The sequence below is a fragment of the Candidatus Binatia bacterium genome (genome assembly GCA_029243485.1).
GTDB lineage: Bacteria > Desulfobacterota > Binatia > UBA12015 > UBA12015 > VGTG01.
On the sequence record JAQWRY010000052.1, the window covers coordinates 151,505 to 173,643 of the forward strand.

At 65.5% G+C, this 22,139-nt stretch carries 21 protein-coding genes; 10 read left to right on the forward strand and 11 right to left on the reverse strand.

Annotated elements, in window-relative coordinates; genetic code table 11:
• Window positions 1-16: 16 nt before the first annotated feature.
• Both P8R42_14735 and P8R42_14740 read right to left on the reverse strand, forming a co-directional pair.
• Entirely contained in the window at window positions 17-1,330 is a 1,314-nt protein-coding gene (locus P8R42_14735; protein ID MDG2305869.1) for a dicarboxylate/amino acid:cation symporter, read from the reverse strand.
• A gap of 59 nt (window positions 1,331-1,389) precedes the next feature.
• Entirely contained in the window at window positions 1,390-1,584 is a 195-nt protein-coding gene (locus P8R42_14740; GenBank protein ID MDG2305870.1) for a ferredoxin, read from the reverse strand.
• Between the two features lie 105 nt (window positions 1,585-1,689).
• Here P8R42_14740 and P8R42_14745 point away from each other — a divergent pair, with 105 nt between their 5' ends.
• A complete protein-coding gene (locus tag P8R42_14745) occupies window positions 1,690-3,000 on the forward strand; it encodes a VCBS repeat-containing protein (protein ID MDG2305871.1) in 1,311 nt (436 codons plus the stop codon).
• A gap of 146 nt (window positions 3,001-3,146) precedes the next feature.
• On the forward strand, window positions 3,147-4,505 hold the full coding sequence (locus P8R42_14750) for a glycosyltransferase family 39 protein (protein ID MDG2305872.1): 1,359 nt from the start codon (window positions 3,147-3,149) through the stop codon (window positions 4,503-4,505).
• A 206-nt stretch (window positions 4,506-4,711) separates the two neighbouring features.
• Here the strand turns inward: P8R42_14750 and P8R42_14755 are convergent, their stop codons facing one another.
• Window positions 4,712-5,671, reverse strand: a complete 960-nt coding sequence (locus P8R42_14755; protein MDG2305873.1) for a fumarylacetoacetate hydrolase family protein — start codon at window positions 5,669-5,671, stop codon at window positions 4,712-4,714.
• Window positions 5,672-6,040: 369 nt separating this feature from the next.
• Between P8R42_14755 and P8R42_14760 the strand changes: the two genes are divergently transcribed.
• Together P8R42_14760 and P8R42_14765 are read left to right on the forward strand one after the other, a co-directional pair.
• Window positions 6,041-7,087: a ferritin-like domain-containing protein gene (locus P8R42_14760; GenBank protein ID MDG2305874.1), complete on the forward strand. Its 1,047-nt coding sequence runs from the start codon at window positions 6,041-6,043 to the stop codon at window positions 7,085-7,087.
• 8 nt (window positions 7,088-7,095) lie between these two features.
• Complete coding sequence (locus P8R42_14765) at window positions 7,096-7,713, forward strand: helix-turn-helix domain containing protein (protein MDG2305875.1); 618 nt, start codon at window positions 7,096-7,098, stop codon at window positions 7,711-7,713.
• Here P8R42_14765 and P8R42_14770 read toward each other — a convergent pair.
• On the reverse strand, window positions 7,701-8,489 hold the full coding sequence (locus tag P8R42_14770; GenBank protein ID MDG2305876.1) for a hypothetical protein: 789 nt from the start codon (window positions 8,487-8,489) through the stop codon (window positions 7,701-7,703). The genes P8R42_14765 and P8R42_14770 overlap by 13 nt on opposite strands.
• A gap of 21 nt (window positions 8,490-8,510) precedes the next feature.
• Window positions 8,511-9,065 carry a hypothetical protein gene (locus P8R42_14775; GenBank protein ID MDG2305877.1) on the reverse strand — a complete coding sequence of 185 codons (555 nt, stop codon included), beginning with the start codon at window positions 9,063-9,065 and terminating at the stop codon, window positions 8,511-8,513.
• Between the two features lie 152 nt (window positions 9,066-9,217).
• Between P8R42_14775 and P8R42_14780 the strand changes: the two genes are divergently transcribed.
• Window positions 9,218-10,783, forward strand: coding sequence for a class I adenylate-forming enzyme family protein (locus P8R42_14780; GenBank protein ID MDG2305878.1), 1,566 nt, complete (start codon window positions 9,218-9,220; stop codon window positions 10,781-10,783).
• A gap of 99 nt (window positions 10,784-10,882) precedes the next feature.
• Here P8R42_14780 and P8R42_14785 read toward each other — a convergent pair whose 3' ends face one another.
• From P8R42_14785 to P8R42_14795, 3 genes are all read right to left on the reverse strand, one after another.
• Window positions 10,883-11,662, reverse strand: a complete 780-nt coding sequence (locus tag P8R42_14785; protein MDG2305879.1) for a hypothetical protein — start codon at window positions 11,660-11,662, stop codon at window positions 10,883-10,885.
• Between the two features lie 452 nt (window positions 11,663-12,114).
• Entirely contained in the window at window positions 12,115-13,272 is a 1,158-nt protein-coding gene (locus P8R42_14790) for a zinc-binding alcohol dehydrogenase family protein (protein ID MDG2305880.1), read from the reverse strand.
• A 46-nt stretch (window positions 13,273-13,318) separates the two neighbouring features.
• On the reverse strand, window positions 13,319-14,035 hold the full coding sequence (locus tag P8R42_14795) for a TVP38/TMEM64 family protein (GenBank protein MDG2305881.1): 717 nt from the start codon (window positions 14,033-14,035) through the stop codon (window positions 13,319-13,321).
• Between the two features lie 158 nt (window positions 14,036-14,193).
• Here P8R42_14795 and P8R42_14800 point away from each other — a divergent pair, with 158 nt between their 5' ends.
• The 5 genes from P8R42_14800 (at window position 14,194) to P8R42_14820 (ending at window position 20,264) form a co-directional block, all read left to right on the forward strand.
• Entirely contained in the window at window positions 14,194-15,108 is a 915-nt protein-coding gene (locus P8R42_14800) for an NAD-dependent epimerase/dehydratase family protein (GenBank protein MDG2305882.1), read from the forward strand.
• Between the two features lie 188 nt (window positions 15,109-15,296).
• Window positions 15,297-16,145, forward strand: a complete 849-nt coding sequence (locus tag P8R42_14805) for a lysophospholipid acyltransferase family protein (GenBank protein ID MDG2305883.1) — start codon at window positions 15,297-15,299, stop codon at window positions 16,143-16,145.
• A 31-nt stretch (window positions 16,146-16,176) separates the two neighbouring features.
• Window positions 16,177-17,739: a glycosyltransferase family 39 protein gene (locus P8R42_14810; protein MDG2305884.1), complete on the forward strand. Its 1,563-nt coding sequence runs from the start codon at window positions 16,177-16,179 to the stop codon at window positions 17,737-17,739.
• A gap of 39 nt (window positions 17,740-17,778) precedes the next feature.
• Window positions 17,779-18,945 (forward strand): pyridoxal phosphate-dependent aminotransferase, encoded by a 1,167-nt coding sequence (locus P8R42_14815; GenBank protein ID MDG2305885.1) that lies wholly within the window; start codon window positions 17,779-17,781, stop codon window positions 18,943-18,945.
• A complete protein-coding gene (locus P8R42_14820; GenBank protein ID MDG2305886.1) occupies window positions 18,942-20,264 on the forward strand; it encodes a hypothetical protein in 1,323 nt (440 codons plus the stop codon). The genes P8R42_14815 and P8R42_14820 overlap by 4 nt, the downstream gene beginning before the upstream one ends.
• Here the strand turns inward: P8R42_14820 and P8R42_14825 are convergent.
• The 3 genes from P8R42_14825 to P8R42_14835 are packed head-to-tail and all read right to left on the reverse strand — an operon-like array spanning window position 20,261 to window position 22,136.
• The gene (locus P8R42_14825; GenBank protein ID MDG2305887.1) at window positions 20,261-21,355 is read right to left on the reverse strand and encodes a calcium/sodium antiporter; all 1,095 of its coding nucleotides are present in this window, start codon (window positions 21,353-21,355) and stop codon (window positions 20,261-20,263) included. The genes P8R42_14820 and P8R42_14825 overlap by 4 nt on opposite strands.
• Window positions 21,352-21,843 (reverse strand): HAD hydrolase-like protein, encoded by a 492-nt coding sequence (locus P8R42_14830; GenBank protein MDG2305888.1) that lies wholly within the window; start codon window positions 21,841-21,843, stop codon window positions 21,352-21,354. Before P8R42_14830 ends, P8R42_14825 begins: the two co-directional genes overlap by 4 nt.
• Window positions 21,774-22,136: a hypothetical protein gene (locus P8R42_14835; protein ID MDG2305889.1), complete on the reverse strand. Its 363-nt coding sequence runs from the start codon at window positions 22,134-22,136 to the stop codon at window positions 21,774-21,776. The genes P8R42_14830 and P8R42_14835 overlap by 70 nt, the downstream gene beginning before the upstream one ends.
• Window positions 22,137-22,139 lie beyond the last annotated feature (3 nt).

Genomic DNA, 22,139 nt, shown 5'->3' on the forward strand with positions numbered 1-22,139 from the left:
CGGGCGGGTTCGGCGGCTACGAGGCCTTTCGGCCTTCGCTGGCATCGATGACGGCTGCGACCATGCAGTCGCCCGTCACGTTGCAAGCGGTGCGGCACATATCGAGGAGCCGATCGACGCCGAAGATGATCGCGATGCCGCTCGCCATGATCTCGGGCGACATCCCGACACTCTGCAGAACGATGATCAGCATCACGAGGCCCACACCGGGCACACCCGCCGTTCCGATCGAAGCCAGCGTCGCCGTGAGAATGATGGTGATCTGCTGCGAGAAACTCAGCTCCACGCCGTAGAGCTGGGCAATGAAAAGGGCGGCGACGCCCTGGTACAGCGCGGTTCCGTCCATGTTGATCGTCGCACCCAGGGGGATCACGAAGCTCGTGATCTCCTCCTTCACGCCTAGCCGCTCCTCGACGCATTCGAGGGTGACAGGCAGCGTCGCCGACGAGCTCGAACTCGAGAACGCGAGCAGCTGCGCCGGCGCGATCGCCGGGAAGAACTTTGCCGGAGACATTCCGGAAAGCAGCCGCAGAATCGTCGGGTAGACGATGAACATCATGATCCCGAGACCGCCGATCACGACGAAGCTGTAGACGACGAGAGCGCCGAGGACGTCGAGACCCATCGTGGCGAGAACCTCGACGAGTAGCGAAAACACTGCGTACGGCGCCACCCGCATGATCGCCTGCACGATCTGCAGGATCACGTCGGTCATCCCTTCAAAGAACGCGATGATCGGTTTCGACTTCTCGGGGGCGATGCGGGTGAGACCGACACCGATCGCGAGTGCCAGGAAGACGATCTGGAGCATCTTCCCGTCGGCGAGCGCTCGCGCCGGATTCCGCGGCACGATGTCGAGCATCGTCTGCCAGAGATTCGGCGCCGCGGCGTTCTCCATCATGGCGAGCGCCTCGGCCGTGCCCTGCGATGCCATCTGGTTGCGCACCGCTTCGCTCACGAAGTGGCCGGGCTGCACGATGTTCGCGAGGAGAAGTCCTGTACTGATCGCGAGGGCGGTCGTGCCGAGGTAGATCACCACGGTTTTGCCCCCGATCCGCCCGATCTTCGACAGATCGCTCAGACTGCTGGCCCCGACGATCAGCGAGAACAGGACGATGGGCACCGCGATGAACCGGAGCGCCCGGAGGAACAGATCACCAACGAAGCCGTTCAGCGCGACGAAAAAGTCGATCAGCCAGCGATCGACCCCGTCGTCCCCCACGGCGCCATCGAGCGAGCCACCGACGACATTCAAGACCAGCCCGACGACCAACCCAGCCGCCAACCCGATCAGAATCTTCCAGTGCAGTGCCAGCGGCTCCCTCTCCATGACGCGCCGAAGCTACGCCATGCCGAACCCCTCCACAAACACCGAGAGAGGGACGTTGGTCAGGTTTCTTCTAGGGCGATGGCTTGGCGGGGGCAGCGCCTGACGGCCTCTTCGACCTTGGTGCGGAGGCTTTCGTCGGGGGTTTCGGTCGACATGTAGAGGTTGTCGTCCTCCTTCACCTCGAAGACTTCCGGGCAGACCTGCATGCAGACCGCATTGGCTTCACAACGGTCGTAATCGACTACGATCTTCATTCCCATGGTCTTCCTATTTGAATGCACACGCGCCGGTGTCAACCTTGCGTTCCGTCTCTTACCCGGCGCTTGCCCGTATTCGGGACCTCTGCTTGGAATGGAGGGATGAAAATCGCGCATCTCGCCCGCAATGTGCTCCTCGCCGGCTGCGCCACGGCGCTGGTCGTGGCCTGTCAGAGCGAGGCTCCGAAGCCTGCAAAGACCGAGAAGAAGGCCGCACCCGCTGCCGCTAAGCCGGCACCCAAGCCGCCGGCCGCGAAAGCACCGCCGACGACGCCCCCACCGCAACCGCGGCGCGAGGCGCTCGACGGCGGCCCCTACCCGGCTCTGCTGGTCTCTCAAGCGCAGTTCATCGACGGCCCGAAGGGCCCGGTCCCCGGCCCCGCCAAGCTCACTATCGTCCGGGAGACACCGGACGGCTGGGTGACCTCGGTCGTCGAAGACCCGGACAGCAACGTCTTCCACAAGGCGATGATGTACGGCGACTCGATCCTGACGATCGGTGCGAACAAGGCGATGCTCAAGACCTGGACGTTCGCCGACGGCGCGTGGAAGGAAGAGACCCACTGGAACCCCACGTTCGGCGGCAAGTTCGATCGCCTGCGTGATGTCGAGATGGCCGACGTCGACGGAGACGGCCAGATCGAACTCGTCATCGCGACGCACGATCAGGGCGAGATCGTCATCGTCCACCCCGACGAGGAATGGCGTGTCGAGAAAATCGACGCCCAGACCAACACCTTCGTGCACGAGATCGAGTTGGGTGACGTCGATGGCGACGGCGCACTCGAGATATTCGCGACGCCAAGCAAGCCGAACAAGCTCGACCAGGAGCAGCCGGGCGAGGTCAGCATGTACAAGCGCGGGGAGGACGGCTCGTGGACGAAGTCCATCGTCGACGCCCCGGGCGACACGCACGCAAAGGAGATCCTCGCCGCCAACCCCGACGCCGAGGGCCCGTCGGAGCTCTACATCGTCTGGGAAGGCGCCATGAAGAAGGGCCAGCTGGTCCGTCCGGTCACGATCAAGGAATACCGGATGAAGGACGGTGCCTGGGAGAGCACGGTCGTGACGACGGTGCCCGACCGCCAGATGCGGGCGATCGCCTCGGGCGACGTCAACGCCGACGGCAAGATCGACATGGTCGCCGGCGGCCTCGGCTCGGGCCTGTGGCTCTTCGAGCAGGGCGACGATGGCTGGACCAAGACGCTGATCGACGAGAACTCCTCGGGCTTCGAGCACCCGGTGCTCCTCGCCGACCTCGACGAGGACGGCAACCTCGAGATCTACGTCGGCTCCGAGGATCAGGGTCAGCTTCGTCGTTACCGCTGGGAGGACGGCAAGTTCGTCAAGACCGCCGTCGGCAAGCTCGGCTCCGGGGACATCACCTGGAACGTCCAAGACGGGAAGCTCTGACGAGGAAACGAAGACCTCGCGCTCGCGCGGTCGAGATCCCTTCGACCGAGTGGCTCGCCGCCATCGCGCTCTGCGTGGCGTCGCTTGCATGGAATCTGTCGGGGGGAGCCTTCCCCCCGACGTTCCACCCCGACGAGGCTCGCCTCGTGCGAATCGTCGCCGGCGGCGCCAGCGACTGGAGTGACCCCGCGCTCCTCGAGCATCTCGGTAGGGCCGCTGCAGCTCTCTCCCGTGCCGAAGACCCGAGCCGGATTGCATCCGTCGGTCGCCTTCTCTCGGCCCTGCTCGGCTCTTTCTCGGTCCTGCTTCTCTGGCGACTGCTCCGCGAAGCCGTTCCGTCGAAGTACGCACTTTTCGGGGCGACCGTCGCCGCCGTCAGTCCGCTCGCCGTGATTCCCGCGCACTACTTCGCGCCCGACGTGCTCGTTCTGCTCTTCGGGCTGACCGCCGTCTGCTGCCTCGTACGAGTTCTCGAACGCGAGGAGACTGCATGGCGAATCGCGCTCGGCGTGATCATCGGGCTCGCCGTCTCCTCCCACTATGGAGGAGTGCTTCTCGTGCTGCTCTGCGCGGCCACACCGCTCGTCGCCACGGTCCCCGACCGCCGCGCCTACATGAAGAAAATGGGACCGGTCGCGGGCATCGCCGTTCTGGTCTTCGCCGCATTGAACGCCTCCCTCTTCCTCGATCCCCAGCAGCTTCTCACCGGCCCATGGATCCAGCTCCGACGCCTCGCCGGCGGCGATCACCTCCACGTCGGCGCAACTGCGAACGGCGCCATCTTTCACCTCGGCCGGAACCTGCTCCCCGGGCTGACGGCCCCCGTGCTCCTCATCGCCGCAGCCGGCTTCGTCATCGCGATGCGGCGGCGCGCGGACCTTCCGAACGCCGCGAGGGTCTCGTTTCTCTACGGAGCGCTCGCCTACGCGGTCGCCGAGCTATCGCCCTTGAAGCCACTCCCCGGCTCGCTTCGCTACGTCCTTCCGGTTCTCCCGGCCGTAGCGATGGGGACCGCGCTCGCGTTTCAAGCCCTGGAGGACCGCGTCCGTCCCGGTGCCTTCGGCTGGCTACCCGCGGCCGTGATGGTCACGGTTCTCGCGTTCCCGGCGCTGCGCTCGTTGCACATCGTGGAGGGACTCAGCGACGATTCCCGCACTCGCGCGGACGCGTGGATCGCGGCCAACGCCGGCCGCACCTTGCGAGAACCGTACTCGTCCGCCGCCCCGGCCGACTTCGCGACTCTGACGAGCGTGGACCTCGATGCCGCACGACGCGGCGGCGTCACTCACGTCGCGACCAGCAGCTTCGTCTACGACACGTTCGCCCGCGGCAGCCGACTCGCGACCCAGAACGACTACGTCTACCAGCGCCACGAGCGGTACCAGGAGCTGTTCGAGTACCCCTACGAAGAGTTCGCACCCGACGGGCCCACCTTGGGATGGAGCAATCCGACGGTCCGTGTGCTCGACATCCGCGAACCACGACCGCCCGGACGGCCCGACTAGACCCTACGGCAAGACCGCCGTCGTCGACGGAATGCAGAGCTCGAACTCCTTGACCGTATCGAGTTGCTCGTCACCGAACTGATTAGCGACATACGCACCGGTGACCTTCACATGCTTGGCGGTTCAGATTCGCGGAAACGGCGAAATCGCTGTCGAAACCTCGCCGGACGGCCTGATCCTCGTGGCCGGCAGCGAGAGCCAGACGCTCAGCCCTCGTCGAAGACCGCGTTCTCGAGCGCCCCGAGCCCACTGATCTCGACCCGCACGACGTCCCCCGCCTTCAGGAACTCGGGCGGCCGCCGAGAGCCGCCGATGCCGCTCGGAGTGCCGGTGAACACCACATCTCCCGGATGAAGCGTGAAGGCCTGGGTCACGTACTCGAGAACCTCCTCGACACCGAAGATCAGGTGACGCGTGTTCGAGTCCTGCTTCACCTCTCCGTTTACGAGCGTTTTGAGATCGAGATCGCGGTAGTCGGGCACCTCATCGCGTGTGACGATCGCCGGGCCGATCGGACCGTGAGTGTCGAAGCTCTTCCCCATCATCATCGTCTGCGAATGGAACTGCCAGTCGCGCACCGAGACGTCGTTCCCGATCGTGAACCCGGCAACGTAGTCGAGGGCTTCGTTGGCCGTCACGTGTCGAGCGCGCTTGCCGATCACGAAGCAAAGCTCGCCTTCCCAATCGAGGAGTTCACTCACGCGCGGCCGTACGATCGCATCCTCAGGCCCGGCGATGCAGCTCGCCACCTTGCTGAACAGAGCGGGGTACTTCGGGAGTTCGAAGCCGGCCTCCGCCGCGTGATCCTTGTAGTTCACGCCAACGGCGAGAACGGTTCCGGGGCGTGGGACGGGCGCCTCCAAGCGGAAGCCGGGCTCGGCGCAGTCCACCACCAGCCCGTCGCCGACGGCGCGATCAGGCTCTGCCTCGGCCACCTCCTCGGCGTGCGCCACGGCGTGCCGGGCGGCGCCCATCGATTCGTCGCCACCCCCGAGGAAGTCGAGCATGCTCGCCGGCACCAGCGCGTCGGCCGCGGACTCCGCTCGACTCTCGCCGCGCCGCACGAGCCGGGCGCGATACGACCGGTTCAGGTCGATGACCTCGCCGTCGCCGCGCAGCGCGCCGAGCCGGGTCTCCCCGCGCGCCGTGTAGGTGCAAAGCCGCATTCCGGTCCCCTCCTTCACCCCGGGAACAGCCCGGGGCCCGGCCGACGAACTACCACGACGACGAGCCGGTTCCAGGCCCCGGAAGCTTCCGGAAGGTTCCTACTGCCGTCGGGCCGCCGTCGGGCCACAAGTTTGGACCCAGGCCGGGAACTGGGGAGCACCGACCCAACAACAAAATAATGCGGATGCCGGTCGCCCCGAAGACCAACCATAGGGCGCGGGAGTCGCTGTCGGGACAGCCGGTAGGTTGCAATAATGAGGCATCCTCAGTATTGAGGAATCCTCGGCCATGAACTCCCCGAGCCAAGGAGAATCACAGTGAAGACCGACCCCGCGTATCAGACCGTTGCTCCCGACGACTTCCCCGCCATGCTCGAGAACCAGCGGTACTTCCGCCGGTCGTCCGCCTTCGAGGAGATCATCGCGAGGACCGAGGAGCACTTCTGGAATCCGGAAGATCCGGACTACATCGATTTCTCCCAGCCGCTTGCGGCCGACACCCCGATCCTCCCCTACGAATTCAACGTCGAAGCGCACACGGCGATCTGGGACCGACTCGACGAGGGCCAACGCCTCGACTTCACCAACGACCAGGCCCGCTGGGTGGTCTCGAACCTCCTGCACGGTGAGCAGGGTGCCCTGAGCCTGTCTGCCAGTCTCTGCGACATCTTCCTCGACCCGGGCGCGCAGGAATACGCTGCGAACCAGGTGCGGGAAGAAGCGCGCCACGTCCACGGGTTCTCGCTCTACGCCCAGGCCCGCTTCGGCGGCGACATCTTCCCGGTCGGTGACACCATCGGGAATCTCCTGAACGACATCGTCGCGTCTCCGGTCGTCTACAAGAAGATCGTCGGGATGCAGATGCTCGTGGAAGGCATCGCGATGGGGGCGTTCACGACTCTGCACAAAGTCGCACTCGACCCGACGCTACGCCGCCTCTGCCAGTTGATCATGACGGACGAGGCCTTCCACCACCGCTTCGGGAAGATCTGGGCCCACTCGACGATGCCCGACCTCAGCCCCGAAGAGCACGACGCCGTCGAGGACTGGGCGAAGGAGTGTTTCAACTTGCTCATGTTCAACATGGTCAACGCCGAGCAGAAAAAGCTGATCTACCCGCGCTACGGCATCGAGTGGGAGTACGCACGCGACGCCATCGCCGAGGCCTTCACCGACACCGAGCGACGCGAGACGATGAAGGACTCGACCAACGTCTTCCGCGTCCTGACGAAGACCCTGGACAAGGCCGGAATCATCACCGACCGGACCAGGGACAACTACGCAATGTGGGTCGACATGGACGAACTACAGAGCGAAGGCGATCGGATGGTCGGTGACGACCTCGCCGAAGAAGGCATTCGAGAACTCGTCGACATCAACTCTACGAAGCGCAAAATCGTCCGCAAGCTCTCCTGATCGGGAACATGGCTGCGCTCGCCAAAGCCGCCCCCGCGACACTGGCTGTGGAGGGGCCAACCATCGAGTCCCGCACGACGCGCCGCAAGCGCGCGACCGAGGCACGACTCCTCGACGCCGGGCTTCGCGTCTTCTGCGAGCGCGGCTACGACGCCACGACGACCGGCGAGATCGCACGCATCGCCGACGTCGCCGCCGGCACGTTCTACCTCCACTTCGCGGACAAGAGGGCCCTCTACGAGCGACTCGCCGGGCGAGCCGCGCACGAGATGTTCGAACTCGCCGGCGACGCCCTCCGGCCCGACATGGAGAGTCTCGAGCGGATTGCGGTGGCCCTACGAATCGCTGCCGACTATTGGCGATCCGACCTCGACCGAGCGCGCCTGCTCCTCGAGGGCGGCCCTTCCCTCGGCAGCGATGGACACGTTCGCTTCGCCGACGAAATCGCGCAGGCATTGGCCGATGCCCCGGACATCGAGCGCCGTCCGGGTGCCAGCGCCCACTCCCTCGCGCTCCTCGCAGCCGGGATGGGGATCGAACTCGGCCGCCTCATCGTCGCTCGCCCGGAGGCACGCGACGAAGTGGACGACCTGATTCGGCTCGTCGGCGGCCTCTACCAGAGCTGATCGCAGTAGGTGTCGGTGCCGACCACGGTCGGCAACCAAGGCGACGCGAACGTCACGCGAGCGAGCCCCGTCTCTTCGATGTCCGCGGAGAGCTTGCGGAACCGCTCCCACGTGTCGGCCGCCTTCGTGTCGACGAAGTAGAGCTGTAGATCCAGACGATCGACGTTCTCCACCTTCGGGATCATCATGGGCGCGTCGCCCTGCGGGATTCCGGTCCAGACGGAGCAGTTCGCGATTGGTGAGCCCGCGAGAAAGCCGGGCAGGTACGATCCCCGAAACCACTCGTCGAACTTCTCCTGCGTCACGCCCCCGTTGCGCTCTACCGCAACGGAGACGAGCCCGTCGAAGCGATGGTCGAGCGCGAGAGCCAGGGGCACCGGGTCCGCGTCGCGGTACTCCACCCAGTCGTGGGTGTAGAGCAGCGTGTGGACGTGCGTGCGCTCATGGAAGCCGCGATCGTTCTGGTACAGCCAGTGCGCCTGCTTGTTGCCCCAGGAGTTCCAATCGTCATGGCGCCCCTCGTGCACCCAGTACATCGCGAGGAACGAACCGGCCTTCACCGTGGGCTGCGCGAGCGGACTCGGCTCCGGGAACCGAAGATTTTTCAACCCGCTAGTCGCGACCCAGCGACTGCCGGCAAAGAGCCACGGACCGATCATGCACCCGGCGTAGTAGTGGTCACGCTCGTACCAGCGGTTGTATTCCACCTCCTTGCCGCGGGCTGGATCCACGACGGTAAAGAGCATGCTGCCGACTTTGACCGGATCTTCCTTCATTGCGTCCTCGATCCGCTGAGGTCAGTTGCAGCGCGGATCGGCTTCTTGAAGCGCCGTGATCGTGGCATCGTCGATCGGCAACTCGATGCAGCCCCGGCCCTTCTCGCAAAGGAAATCGAAGTCCTTCGCCTCCAAGTGACAGTTGAAGCACTGACCGCCGAACATGTTGATGACCTCGTCGCGGCCTCGGACGTTGATCGACGTGCCCGAGGGCGTCACCGCGAGTTCGAAGTACTCCCAGTTGTTGTTGTTCGGATCGAACTCGGAGCCACGCTTCACCATCGCCTCGCCGGGGAACAGCTGGATGATGGTCCCCACGGGGAACTGCTCACCTTTCTCCGGATCACGCGCGAGCGCGAGTGCCTCCTCGAGGAAGCCCAGCTTGTTCGTCACGCGGATGTTCCGCACGCGCTCCCAGTCCTGAATGCAGTCGAAGTCATCCTCCGTCGCCTCGAAGTCCAGAGGCTCGGCGGGTGCCGCCAGGGAGGATCCCGACGAGGCCGAGTCGCCACAGGAAATCGCCACGCAAGCAAGAAAAGCGGCGCATGCCGTGATGAGGGCTCGTGAGTTCATCATGTCGGGGTTCTCCTCGCTGGAGATGGAATCGCCCGTCGATGCTCCGGGGTCAACCTGATTTCCGATACGTCGGTGTGTCGGACCTATGGCCAGTTGAAACAGTCGGTTGCCGGGCTCATCCGGAGCAGGCTACGACCTCCCTTGTGGATACCATGGTCCGTGCCGAGACGCTCCCGGGTCTCCTCGCGGCGGCCGCCGACGCACACGGCAGCGCCACCGCGTTCCGATACCGCGACGAACAACTGACTTTCGCCGACTGGGAAGCCCTGTCGGCCCGACTCGCCGGTGCGCTCGCCGCCCGCGGGGTCGGCCGCGGCGACGTCGTCGCCCTCCTCCTCCCCACAACGCCGTTCTACAAGATCGCGTACCTGGCCGTCGCGCGGCGCGGGGCGATCACGACGGGAATCAACCTCCGGTATCGCCGCACCGAAATCCGCCACATCCTCGAACGCTCCGGAGCCCGCGTCCTTGTCGCCGTCGAGAGCTCGTACGACACGGATTTCGTCGCAATGCTCGAGACGCTCCGGAGCGATCTCCCGGCGCTGAAAGACACCCTGTGGCTTTCGGAGTCCGAGCTCAGGGCCGGCACCGCGGCCGCCACCGAAAGGCTGGCCGCCGACACCGAACCGGCTCGGGAGATCGCCGCAGAGGCGAGCGACGCGGCTACGATCGTCTTCACGAGCGGCACGACCGGCGTCCCGAAGGGCGCTTGGTACAAGCACGAGAACCTGATCGCGCTGGCCGAGATCGAAACCCGTCGCTACCCGTCGGGCAGTCCGGCACCTACCCACCTCGTGACCGGGATCTCCTTTGCGCACGTCGGGTTCATGGCCCGGGCCGCCATCCCGATCGCGCATCACACCTGCACGATCATCCAGGACAGTTTCGACCCGGCCGAGGTCCTCGCGACGATCGAACGGGAACGCCTCACCGACATTGGTGGCTTCCCCACCCAGGTCGTAATGCTTCTCGATCACCCCGATAGGCCCACGCGCGACCTGAGCTCGGTCGAATCTGTCCTGCTGGGCGGGGCACCGTCCACACCCGCGCTCATACGCAGGGTCCAAGAGACGTTCCAGTCTCGCGTGAGCGTACGCTACTCGTCGACCGAAATGGGAATCGGCACGGCATCGCTCCAAGGCGACCCGCCCGACATCCTGGCGACCACCGTCGGCAAGCCGACCGAAGGTGTCGACCTCCGAATCATCGACGACGAAGGTCGACCGCTTCCCGCGGACCAGTACGGAGAAGTCATCGTCCGCTCGCCGGCGACGATGCGCGGCTACTGGCGCAACGACGAAGCGACTACCAAGACGATCGACGCCGACGGCTTCATTCACACCGGCGACATCGGCTCTCTCGACGCGGAGGGCTATCTCCGGCTTCGCGGCAGGCAGAGTGAGATGTACATCCGTGGTGGCTTCAACGTGTACCCGGTTGAAACCGAGAGCCGCCTCGGGAAGCATCCGAAAGTCGCGCGCGCCGCCATCGTGGGCCGTCCCGACGACGTTCTCGGGGAGATCGGCTGGGCGTTCGTCGTACCCGCCAACCCAGCGGACCCTCCGGCCCTGCCCGAGCTTAGGTCGTGGGTGGGGGAAGAACTCGCCAGCTTCAAGCGCCCCGACGGCCTCACCCTCGTCGACGACCTCCCCACGACGCCGATGTTCAAGATCGACAAGCGAGCGCTGCGCGGGCGACTCGACCGCGGCGAAATCTGAGCCGTCCTCAGCCTGAGCCGTCACCCGAACGAAAAAAGGCCCCAATGGCGCGAAGCCATCGGGGCCCTTTTCATCCCGGGAAGCCCGGGTCGCGTTTAATCAGCTGCAGCTGTCGACGCCGGCGATCGGCAGAGGATCACCAGAGTTGCGAGCGCCTTCGCGGAGCTTCTCAACGCGGCAACCGCCGGACGGATCACGGATGACCGCGTACGTGTCGAGCTCGAACGGATCACCCGGCGAGCCGAAGTCCGCGACGCTGCCGCAGCACATCTCGAACCACACGTTCAGGGTGGCCTGCTTCGAGTGCTTGAAGGTGATGCCGTCGCGCGTGACGTCGATGCCTCGGGTGAGGTCGTCGACCGCATCCCAGTCGTGCAGGACCTTCAAGCTGCGCTGGTTCTTCGAGGCACAGTTTAGGGTCTGATCGACGCAGACGGTCGGCTTCACGTACTTGACCTTGAAGTCGGGTGACTGGCAGACCGGGAAGGCAGTCGCTGCCGCAACGCGAGCAGCGAGCACGGGGTCGATGGCCGCCAGGTCGCCGCAAGTATAGTCCGTGGCGCGCGCGGTTACGTGCTCGTACTCGATGCCGGTGTTGAGGTTCTTCTCGAGCGTTATGATTGCCTGCACCGACGCAGCTCCGTCGCCCTTCTTGACGATGATGCGTCCCTTGCCCGCATCCTGCTCGCCGGCGATCTTGAACGGGCAGCCCGTCCAACAAAGAGAAGCGTTCGGCGTCGGGTCGGGAACCGTTCCAAGGGGACCGCCCTTGAAGCGCTTCAGGTGGATCAACTCACAGGCGGGCGCTGCACTGGGCACCGCAAGCATTGCCGCGGCCACAACCACCGCTACGACGGTCAACAGGGTTCGCTTGAGCACGACTTCTCTCCTCATTGGTGGGTTCTAGATGTGTTGGGAGATCGGGTGAATTCCCGATTCCCCGCCCTTGGCCACGCCTCCGCCCGAAGTCGTAGTCCTGCTTGATGTTGTAGTTTGTCGAGTCGTACCGCTGGCGATCAGGCAGGGACACGACGAACAAATGGCCTCGGGACGATCAGCGCCTCCGCACGGCCGAGTGTTCGACATGTTGTCCTCCTAAACAATTGTCCGAGTTGGACATCCAGGGGTCTTCTCAGGAGCAAAGGTAGCATCGCAACAGGGACTTGTGTCAACAGGGGAATCGAGGGCTCCATAAGGGCCCGGAATACCCCGCATAGAATAACGGGGTTTCCCCAGCATCCGCCACCCAGCTTGACATAGTGTCAACTGCCGTCACAGCACTCCGAACGCTCGTCCGGGGTCATCTCGCGGGATGACACCTCTAGGGCCGGTCAGGTGATGGCGGCGACCGACGCCGGCAGGTCCTTCGCAACGCGAATGATTGGAATGCCGGTCTGCGTGTTCAGATGCATCTCGTGCATCGCCCTCGGGAGATCCTCGAAACTGTAGATTTCCTTGTGGATCGTGGGTTTGAAGACGCTGCCGTAGAGCTCCGTCGCGGCCCCACACCCTGTGATCGTCTCGTAGTGGGTGTGATCGAGGGTCAGCTGCTTCACCGAAGCCCCCGCGGAGTCGTACTGAATGCCCTTGGCGAGCTGCCAACCGGCGCTCACGTTCACACCCTGGCGCGCCGAGCACGCCACGCCGGCGGCGAACACGGGGCCGCGCAACATGTCGCAGACGACGTGCATCCCTATCCCACCGGTCAGGCTCTTCACCTCGCCGTTGAACGCCTTGACGTCATCGCGGCTGGAGAAGCGGTTGTAGGCCTTCTGATCGATGCCGGTGATGCCGAGTTCTTCGAGAGCGGCCCGCCGCTCGGGGCTACCCGAGCAGAAGTAGGCATTGTGGCCTTCATGCTTGGCCAGCATCAGGAAGAGCTCGGAGACGCCTCCGCCGAAGCCCAGGACGTTGATCTGAGCCAGATGCTCCCGCGCGACCTTCACGCGGAAGATGCCCAGGGCCCGGCGCCACAGGTGGTAGGCCGTCGGGGCGCGGAGCGGCAGGGCCGCGATCTCCCAGAAGTTGAGACCGCAATCGAGAGGCGCGGCAATGAGCTGCCATTCGCCGACCACCGCCTCCTCACCGTACCAACCCGTGGATTCCGGCTGATCGTACGCCCAGATCCGCAGGGGATATCCGAATTTGTCGGGGTCTCCGTTGCAGTGCGTGAGGGCGATGTCGCCAGGCTTGAACTTCGTGACCTCGCGACCGACTGCGACGACCTCGCCGACCGCGGAGTTCCCGGGATACATCTTGCCGCCCCGAGCCTTCGCAATGTTGACCGTATCCGCGAGAGCCGCGTGGTCGACGTTGTGCTCGGCCGAAACGGCCAGAATCCGCAGGTGCACGTCGGTAGGCCCGACCTCCGGAAGTTCGAGGGTGTCGAGGGCGACTACCCGGGAAATGTCGACCTTGTCCAGATCGTCGTTTACACGGGCTCGCTCGGCGGCGACGGCATCAGCTGTGATCGCGTAGGCTTTGACCATCCAGAGTGCCTACCATTGCGGCCGAAGCGCCTTCAATACTGCAAGATCATCCTTCGACCCCAGCCTCTTTGATGGCCTTGGTCGCCAACCGGGCCACGAAGATCGTGACGACCAGGGCAGCCACCGCCCCCAAGATCTGCACTAGGGTCCGGGCCTGATCCGCGTCTCCGGCCGTCGCGGCACCCGCCGCAGCCGTGCCGAGATAAACGTAGGCAAAGGTCCCCGGAATCATTCCGATGACGGAGGCGAGCACGTAGCCCGGCGTGCCGATGCCCGTGAGGCCGAACGCATAGTTGATGTAGGTGAACGGGAACACCGGAGCGAGACGGACGAGGAAGACGATCTTCGCACCCTCCTTCGAGATCGCTCGATCGAGCGCCGCGAACTTCGCGTTGCCTGCAGTCATCTTCTCCACGCGAGAACGCAGGAGCGTGCGAGCGAGCAGGAAGGAGAGCGTCGCGCCGACCGAGGCACCGACGACCACGACCCCCACGCCGACACCGACACCGTAGATCGCACCCGCGCCGAGCGTCAGCACGGAAGCGGGCACGAAGAGAACGACGCATATCGCGTAGCAGGCGGCGTACAAGACGTAGCCGGCCGGACCGAGGTCTCGGACGTAGTCCTGAAAGCTCTTCAGCCAGTCCGCGACCGGCAACGTCTGGAATACGACCACCAGTCCGGCCACGACGGCCAGCCCAATCAGGATCGGCCGCCACCGCGACCGCGTGCTCTCTCCCGTAGTCTCTTCGGACTCCGCCATGGTTGCACCCTCGCTCCGTTTACCCTCAGACGACCATCCAGGGTACAAAGACCCATGTCTACAGAGGGAAGGTTCGTTGCAGCGACCGCTTTGTTGCAGCCGCGGTTACCCCTCGGTCTAGAAAGTGGCGACGGCACCGCCACGAACGCCCACGGCCGATGCAGCGACTTCTGATCACGGGAATCTCCGGGGGGCAGGGGCGCCTCCTGACCCGACGACTCGCGGGCACGTGCGAGATCGTCGGCGTAGATCGTCGGACGTGGGATGAAAGACCTCAGGGAGTCGAGATCCACGAAGTCGATCTGCGAAGCCGCCACGTCGACGAACTCTTCCGACGGCTTCGGCCCGACGCCGTCGCCCACCTTGGGCTGGTGCGACACCAGTTCGATGCCCACCTGCGGCACGACGTGAACGTGGTCGGCACGAAGCACCTGCTCGAATGCTGCGCCGAATACGGGGTCGACCGGGTCGTCGTCATGACCAGTTCGTACGTCTACGGAGCGCTCCCGGAGAACCCGTTCTACATGGACGAGGACACCGCCCTGAACGTGAGCCGGCACTACCCGGAGATCCGCGACCTGGCGGAAGTCGACGCGCTCGCGACCGGATTCCTGTGGAGGTATCCCGAGATCGCGACAGCGATCCTGCGGCCGGTGAACACGCTGGGGCGATCCGTCCACAGTTCGATCGGGGCGTACCTGAAACCGGACTACGTCCCGACGATCCTCGGCTTCGATCCCCTCCTGCAGTTCATCCACGAGCAGGATCTCACTGAATCCATCGTATCCGCCCTCGAGAGCCGCGTGCGCGGCGTCTTCAACATCGTCGGCCCCGGCGCCGTCCCGCTCTCGGTCGCCGTTCGCGAGACGGGCAGCACCGCAGTTCCGCTTCCCGAACCACTCGCCGTCTTTCTGCTCGACCGATTGTTCCGCTATGGCCTTTTCCCGGTCCCGGCCGACGCCGTCGACTTCGTGAAATACCCCTGCACGATCGACGGCCGACGATTCCAAGACGCGAGCGGATTCGAGCCGCTGCTCGGCCTCGAGGACACCTTGCGGAGCGTGCGAACGTGAGGGAGCATCGGTCAGGGACCCCCACGAACTTGCCAAGAACGCACGAAGAGTCGGAGAGCACGGGCGCCGGGAGGTCCCACCGACGCAGGCGCCGAATGGGTCACCGCCCAGGGCCCCGTCGGCGCCTGGACACGTCACCGCCCCCAGGGGGGTCCACAGACGAATCGCTCCTCAATCAATTGCGCGACGTGTCGGCCACAGCGGGTTCCGCCGCGTTCGAGTGGCTCGCGCCGGAGGCTCTGAAGCAAGCGGAGCGCGATGTTCGCGAGCGCATCGCTCTCGCCCCGATGGAACTCAACTCGTTCGGGTACGACCCCTGGGGCTTTCAGACCGACAGCGCGCTGCGCGGGCTCGTGCTCTCGAGCCTGGTGTACCGCTACTACTTTCGTGTCCAGACGCGCGGGATCGAGAACATCCCGACCGGCCGCGTCCTGCTGATCTCGAACCACGCGGGCCAGATCGCGCTCGACGCGGTGATGATCGGAACGGCCACGCTCCTCGAGGGGGACCCGCCGCGAATCGTTCGCGGCATGGGCGAGTACTGGCTCCCCCGTCTTCCGTTCTTGAACGTTGCGATGGTCCGCGCCGGAAGCGTCGTCGGAACGCCGAAGAACTGTGTCGACCTCCTCGCGCACGAGGAGGCTGTCATCGCCTTCCCCGAGGGCATTCGCGGAATGAACAAGGGCTTCACAGAGCGCTACGCGCTGCAAGAGTTCGGGATGGGCTTCCTGCGACTCGCGCTCGAGACCAACACGCCGATCATCCCGATCGCCGTCGTCGGTTCCGAAGAGCAGGCACCGTCCCTCGGGAATTTCAAGCCCCTCGCGAAACTCCTCGGCATGCCGGCCTTTCCGCTCGTCCTGACGCCGGTTCCGCTGCCCGTGCGCTACCACATCGAGTTCGGGGCCCCGCTCCACTTCGAAGGCAATCCCCACGACGAGGACCGCATCATCGGCGCACACGTGGAGGAAGTGAAACAGCGGATCCGCAGCATGATCGCCGACGGCCTCCGCCGACGCTCGGGAATCTTCTGGTGATCACCAAGGTTCCGGTTGAGGGGATGCTCCCTTGAATCCCCGACGTGTCCTACTGGTGGCTCTCCTGCTCTTCGCTTCACTTACGTACCTATGGGGCGTGCAGCGCGACCTTCCTCACGCGCCCGATAGCGACGAGATCGATTTCCTGCTGATCGTCGCACAGATGGGGGCGTCCGGTGACCCGAACCCGCACTGGTTCGGACATCCGGGATCCACATTCATCTACCCGTTCGCGATCGGGCTCCACGGCGCGAGCGCGGTGTCCACCGGCGCTCCGTGGTTCCGCGCGCACCCGGAACTCGCCAACTACATTCTGGAGAACCGAGGAACGTCGATCCTCATCGGGCGCCTCGTCTCCGTAGGCTACGCCGTCCTCGCCCTGTGGCTGATCTGCCTAGTCGGCGACCGCGCCTTCGGCCCTCCCGTCGGGTTGATCGGCGGTTGGTTCGCCGTGCTCTCACCGCTGACCTTCGAACACGTGGACATGGCGCGGACCGACAGCGCAGGTCTGTTCTTCGGCTTTCTCGCGACCTGGGCGCTCCTTCGTCTCCTTTCGGAACCGAGTCGCCGTGCGCACGTGGTCGCCGGGCTCGCGCTGGGCTTCGCCATCGGGACCCGCTTCTTCCTCGCGGGCCTCGGACCGCTTCTCGTCGTCGTTGAGGCCGTCTTGCTGACGCGCGCGCATACACAAGCCGAGCGTACCGACGTCCTGCGGGGCGGCGGGATCGCCCTCGCTTGCATCGCCGGCGGCCTGATCCTGAGCTCGCCCTTTCTCTTCCTCGAGTTCGGCGAGGTCATGAAGAACCTCGCGCACGAAGCTCGCGGAGCGCACCCTGGCGCGGATGGACTCGACTTCGCCGGCAACCTCTCGTGGTACTTCACCACGGCTCTGCCTCGGTCGGTTCCGTGGCCTCTGCTGGTCCTATCCGCGGCGGGGGGCGTACTCGCCCTCGTGCGACGCGAAGTCGAACCGCTCCTCCTCCTCGGGTTCGTCGTGATCTTTCTCGGCGGCATCAGCCTGGCCACGCTCCACTGGGGGCGTTGGCTGATCCAGATCCTCCCGACCTTCGCCCTCCTCGCCGCCTCCGCCCTGGTGTTCGCCGTCCAGTGGGCGGTGCGGCGTGCGGGCGCCGGCGCAAGGGCCGGCCAGATCGCGCTCCTCGTGAGCGTCGTCGCGGTGAGCGCCGTGCCCGCGTGGAACTACGTCGCGTTTGCGGGCCTCCAGGCGACGTCGAGCACACGGGAGATCGCACGGGACTGGATCCTCGCGAACCTGTCGCCGACCGAACGCATCGCGGCCGATCTCTACACCGCTCCCCTTTCGGAGAGCCCGTTCGAGGACACCGACTTCGTCTTCTCGCTCGGCGAGGTCGCCGGACATCCCGCGGAGCTGCGAGCGCGAGGGTACGACATCGCGATGGTGTCGAGCGCCGTCTACCGGCGGTTCTTCGCGACCCCGAAGCGTTACCCGGCGGAGATCGGGTTCTACCGAGCCCTCTTCCGCAAGACCGAACTCCTGAAGGAGTTCCGCCCGGGGCCCGGGGGACGTGGCCCCGTGATCCGTCTATACCGCCTTCCAGACGCACTCCCTTAGCTTGCGGTCGCCGCGGTGCGCCTCCATGATCCGCCGGACGTGGCCGACTCCGTGAAGCTCTCCGCGCGCACCGAGCATCTGCGCCAGGCCAGCGTGCTTCGCACGCTGACCGAACAGGTCTCCGCGTTCCGCGACGGGATCAATCTCGGCCAAGGGGTCTGCGACCTCGACATGCCTGCGGAGTTGACCGAAGCCACGATCGCGTCCATCCGCGAGAGCCGGGCGACGTACACTCCTTTTGCAGGCGTCGAGCCCTTGCGCCGCCAGATCGCAGAGCGGATGGCGCGCCGGTACGGGATCTCGTACGCGCTCGACGAGATCGTCGTGACGATCGGCGCATCGGCTGCGCTGAGCTCGACGTTCCTCACGCTCCTCGATCCGGGCGACGAAGTCGTGCTCTTCGAACCGTTCTACCCCTACCACCACAGCGCCGCGCTTCTGGCCGGCGCCCGTGTCACCGCGATTCCAGAGGCCTCCGAAGGCGGGGAACCCGACTGGGCCCGGCTCGAGCAGGCACTCGGTGACCGAGCCCGAATCCTCGTTCTGAATACTCCGGCCAACCCGGGCGGCCACGTATGGACGCGGGAACAGCTGAACCGCCTCTCTCGCCTTCTGGACGGAACGGACGTCCAGCTCGTCACCGACGAGATCTACGAAGACCTCATCTACGACGGCCGCACGCATGTTCCGCCGGCCTCCGTGCCCGAGCTTTATCCCCGCACGATCACCGTCTCCGGCCTCGGCAAGGCCTACTCGATCACCGGTTGGCGGCTCGGCTGGCTCGCCGCCCCCCGGGAGATCGCCGCGGCGATAGGGCCCGTCTTCGACACCCTCTGCGTGTGCGCGCCGCGCCCTCTGCAGGAAGGCGCCGCGCGGGCTCTCGAGACCATTCCCGAGAAATACTACGCAGAGCTGCGCGACGCGTACCAACATCGCCGCGACCGACTCGTCGGCGCGCTGAGCGCCGGCGGCCTGCAGCCTCGTGTCCCGGCGGGCGCCTACTACATGCTCGCCGACTATCGCGAACGGTACGGCGAGATCCCGACACGTGATGCGTGTTTCCGTCTTCTGGACGAACTTCACATTGCGGCAATCCCCGGAGAGATCTTCTATTCCGGGAGCAGCCCCTGCGTGCTTCGCTTCCATTTCGCCGTGGAGGAACCCGTCCTGGCCGAGGTCACAAGACGGTTCTCCAAAGGATTGTGAGGAACTCCGTCATTCATCTCCTCCGAAGGCTCCGGCTCGCACAGCTCGTTCTCGCCGTACTCCCCCTCGCGGCCGGCTGCGCCGCGACCCGCAGCGAGGCTCCGGTCTGGACCGGAGCGCCCGTCGCCATCGCGTCGAGCGATGCCGGGGCCTACTTCGCACCGTCCGACGGCCTCCAGTTCCTGATCGACCCGTACCCGGAGGGCATAGGGCCGAGTTGGCTCGGCGCTGATGTCGGGACCTCCATCCAAGTCGACGACGATCGTTACATCTGGATCTTCGGCGATTCGTTGATGGGTTCGGTCCAAGAGCGGTGTCCGGACGACGAGGCCTACTGCAACCGTGTGGTGGATCACGGCGGCGAAGAGGTCGGGATGATCCGCAACAGTGTGGGCACGTCCGAGCGCGCAGCCGGCGGTTCGTTCCGACGCATCGTGAAGCACTGGCCCACGGTGGACGGGGAACCGCAGGACATGTTTCCGTCGGGCGTGGATGGCCAGTTCCTTTGGCCGCTCGCCGGGGTACGCGCCGGCGACCCCGTCCTCATCACTGCGAACCGCCACACACCACAGAGCGGACTCGCCCCGGTCGGCAACGCACTGGTGCGCATCGCGAATCCCGAGGACGAGCCGACAGACTGGCGTATCACCCGCCACGAGCTGCCGAACTTTCGAGCCTTCGACGGACCGGCGCCATCTCTCGTTTGGACGATGGCCATCGTTCAAGTCGGACACCACGTCTACATCTTCGGAGAACTCGGGTCGTCGTTCGATGCGCGCACGGTACTCTCGCGGGTCGACGCCGCGGAAGTCACGGCAGCGAACTGGAAGCCGGCGCCGGAGTACCTCCAGCGCAATGCGCGAGGGCGTCTGCACTGGAGCCCCCGCTTCGACGTAAACCTGCTGCACACCGTGCGCGGGCTGCCCGGCACCTCCGAGACGACCGTAAATCACGACCGGGAGCTCGGCTGGTACAGCTACCAACTGGCGCCGCTCGGGTACGAGATCCATCGCTACACCGCACCCGACCTCGAAGGCCCGTGGCGCGATTCCGGCATCGTCTATCGCCTGCCGTCTCCGTGGAGCACGGCCAAGCAGAAGGAATGCGCAGAGGGCAGCTTCACATGCGCGGAGTACATCGCCTACGCCGTGAAGGCCCACCCGGAACTCGCGCCCGAGGGCGGACGCGTCCTCACCTACAACGTGAACCTCGCGTCGGGCAGCTTCCGCGGCGCCGAGTTGGCCGCACAGGCGGTCCCGGGATTCTACATCCCGCAGATGATCGTCGGGCCCGCCGGCGCGCCCGTAAGCGTCGACTAGGAGCCGGTCGGCGGCGGCTGCGATCCGGCGCGCATCGTGCGCGCGAGCGACGCGAGAATCGAAAGCGCCATCAGCGGAGCAACCACGAAGTACAGAGTATTGCGGGCGACCTCCGCGGCCGAATGACCGGTCGCGGTCATCACCAACTCACAGAGGTAGACCGCGTACGCGAGCAGGAAGAGTGCGCCCTCGGTGCGCTCCATCCGGTGTCCCGTCCAGAAGATCGGGAGACAGGCCACGGCGGCTACCAGGGTGAACGGCAGGTCGAAGTCAGTCACCTGCTGCGCGACCGCGAGTCCGCCCGTCGCGAAAAAGGACGAGAGGCCCAGGATCAGGAGCAGGTTCATGATGTTGCTGCCGACCACGTTCCCGACGGCGATGTCGTTCTCGCCTCGGAGTGCGGCAATGACGGCCGTCACGAGCTCCGGCAGCGAGGTTCCGAATGCGACGATGGTCAACGACACCACGAGTTCGCTCACGCCCAGCGCCAGGGCCATGACCGATGCCGCTTCGACGAACCAATCCGCACCGAAGATCAGCAACACAAGGCCCGCGACCAGGATCGCGCAACTCTTGGGCACCGACATGCCGGCGTCGCCCGCGAACTCCTGGCCGTACTCCGCCTGAACCGACGCACTCTCCCGCCGACTCAGCAGGACGGCCATCACGAGATAGGCGGCAAGCAGCCCCAGTAGCAGCCCTCCGTCGCTCGCGCGCAGCCAGCCATCGGAACCGAGCCACCACACGAGGGCCGTCGCCGCGATCATGATGGGCACGTCCCACCACACCAGGCGTTGCGCGACCACGAGGGGCACGATCAACGCAGAGATCCCCAGTACGACGAGCGTGTTCAGGAGGTTGCTGCCGACGACGTTCCCGACCGAAACCTCGGCCTTTCCGGCGACGGCCGCCTTCAGGGAAACGGCAAGCTCCGGCGCACTCGTGCCGAGCGATACTACCGTCACGCCGATCAGCAGAGGCGTGAGCCCGAGCCCGCGAGCGAGCTGGACCGACGAGCGCACGAGAAGTTCGCCGCCGACGCCGAGAGCCACGAGCCCAGCGATCGCCAAGAACAGGTGCCAGGTCGTCACGAACGACCTCCCTTGGTCTTGGCCCGCTTCTTCCCTCGACTCGTCCCCACGCCGGTCTGCTGCCATGGCGCAGGCTGGCTCGCAATGGGACGGCTTCGTCGGAAGACCCGACGCAAGCGCCGAATCAATCGCTGGAGAGGATTCGCTCGATGCACGAGAAGCCTCGCGGAGCGCCTTGCGGCACTTGTGGGAGGATCAGGGCCCGGACGTCTGGCGGCGACGGCGCCTCCGTCGGTCATCGTGTTGTCCCCCACCATGAGGGCGTCTGCGGGGGCTACGCCGAGTTCCACACATGCCGTCTCGGACAGGCTCGGATCCGGCTTCACCGTCCCGTGCTCGAATGACAAGACCCACGAGTCGACGAATCGGTCCAAGCCGCGCATCGAGAAAACGGAGCAAATGTCCCATCCGGTGTCGCTCACCACGGCGAGGGATACTCCACGAGCCCGGAGGCGCTCGAGACGACGGTATCCGGGTAGGGAATCCACTTCTCCAGGTTGATCTCGCGGTCGTCGAGAGCGCGCCCCATTCCGGGAACGAGGACGTCCGCCATCGAGAAGAGGCGAGGCCATTCACGGCGGTGAGCCTCGGGCGAGAGATCGCGCCCGAGGGCAATCTCCTCGGGACTCTTCGCGGCGATGTGGATGCGCTCCCAGACGGCCTCGGCGGCCGTCGGCTCGACGGGGGTGTCCTGCGACCCACCGATCTCGACGATGCCCTGCGCCTCCCCGGCGCGGCGAAACAGCGTATCGCCGAAATCAAATAGAACAGCCCGCGTCATTTC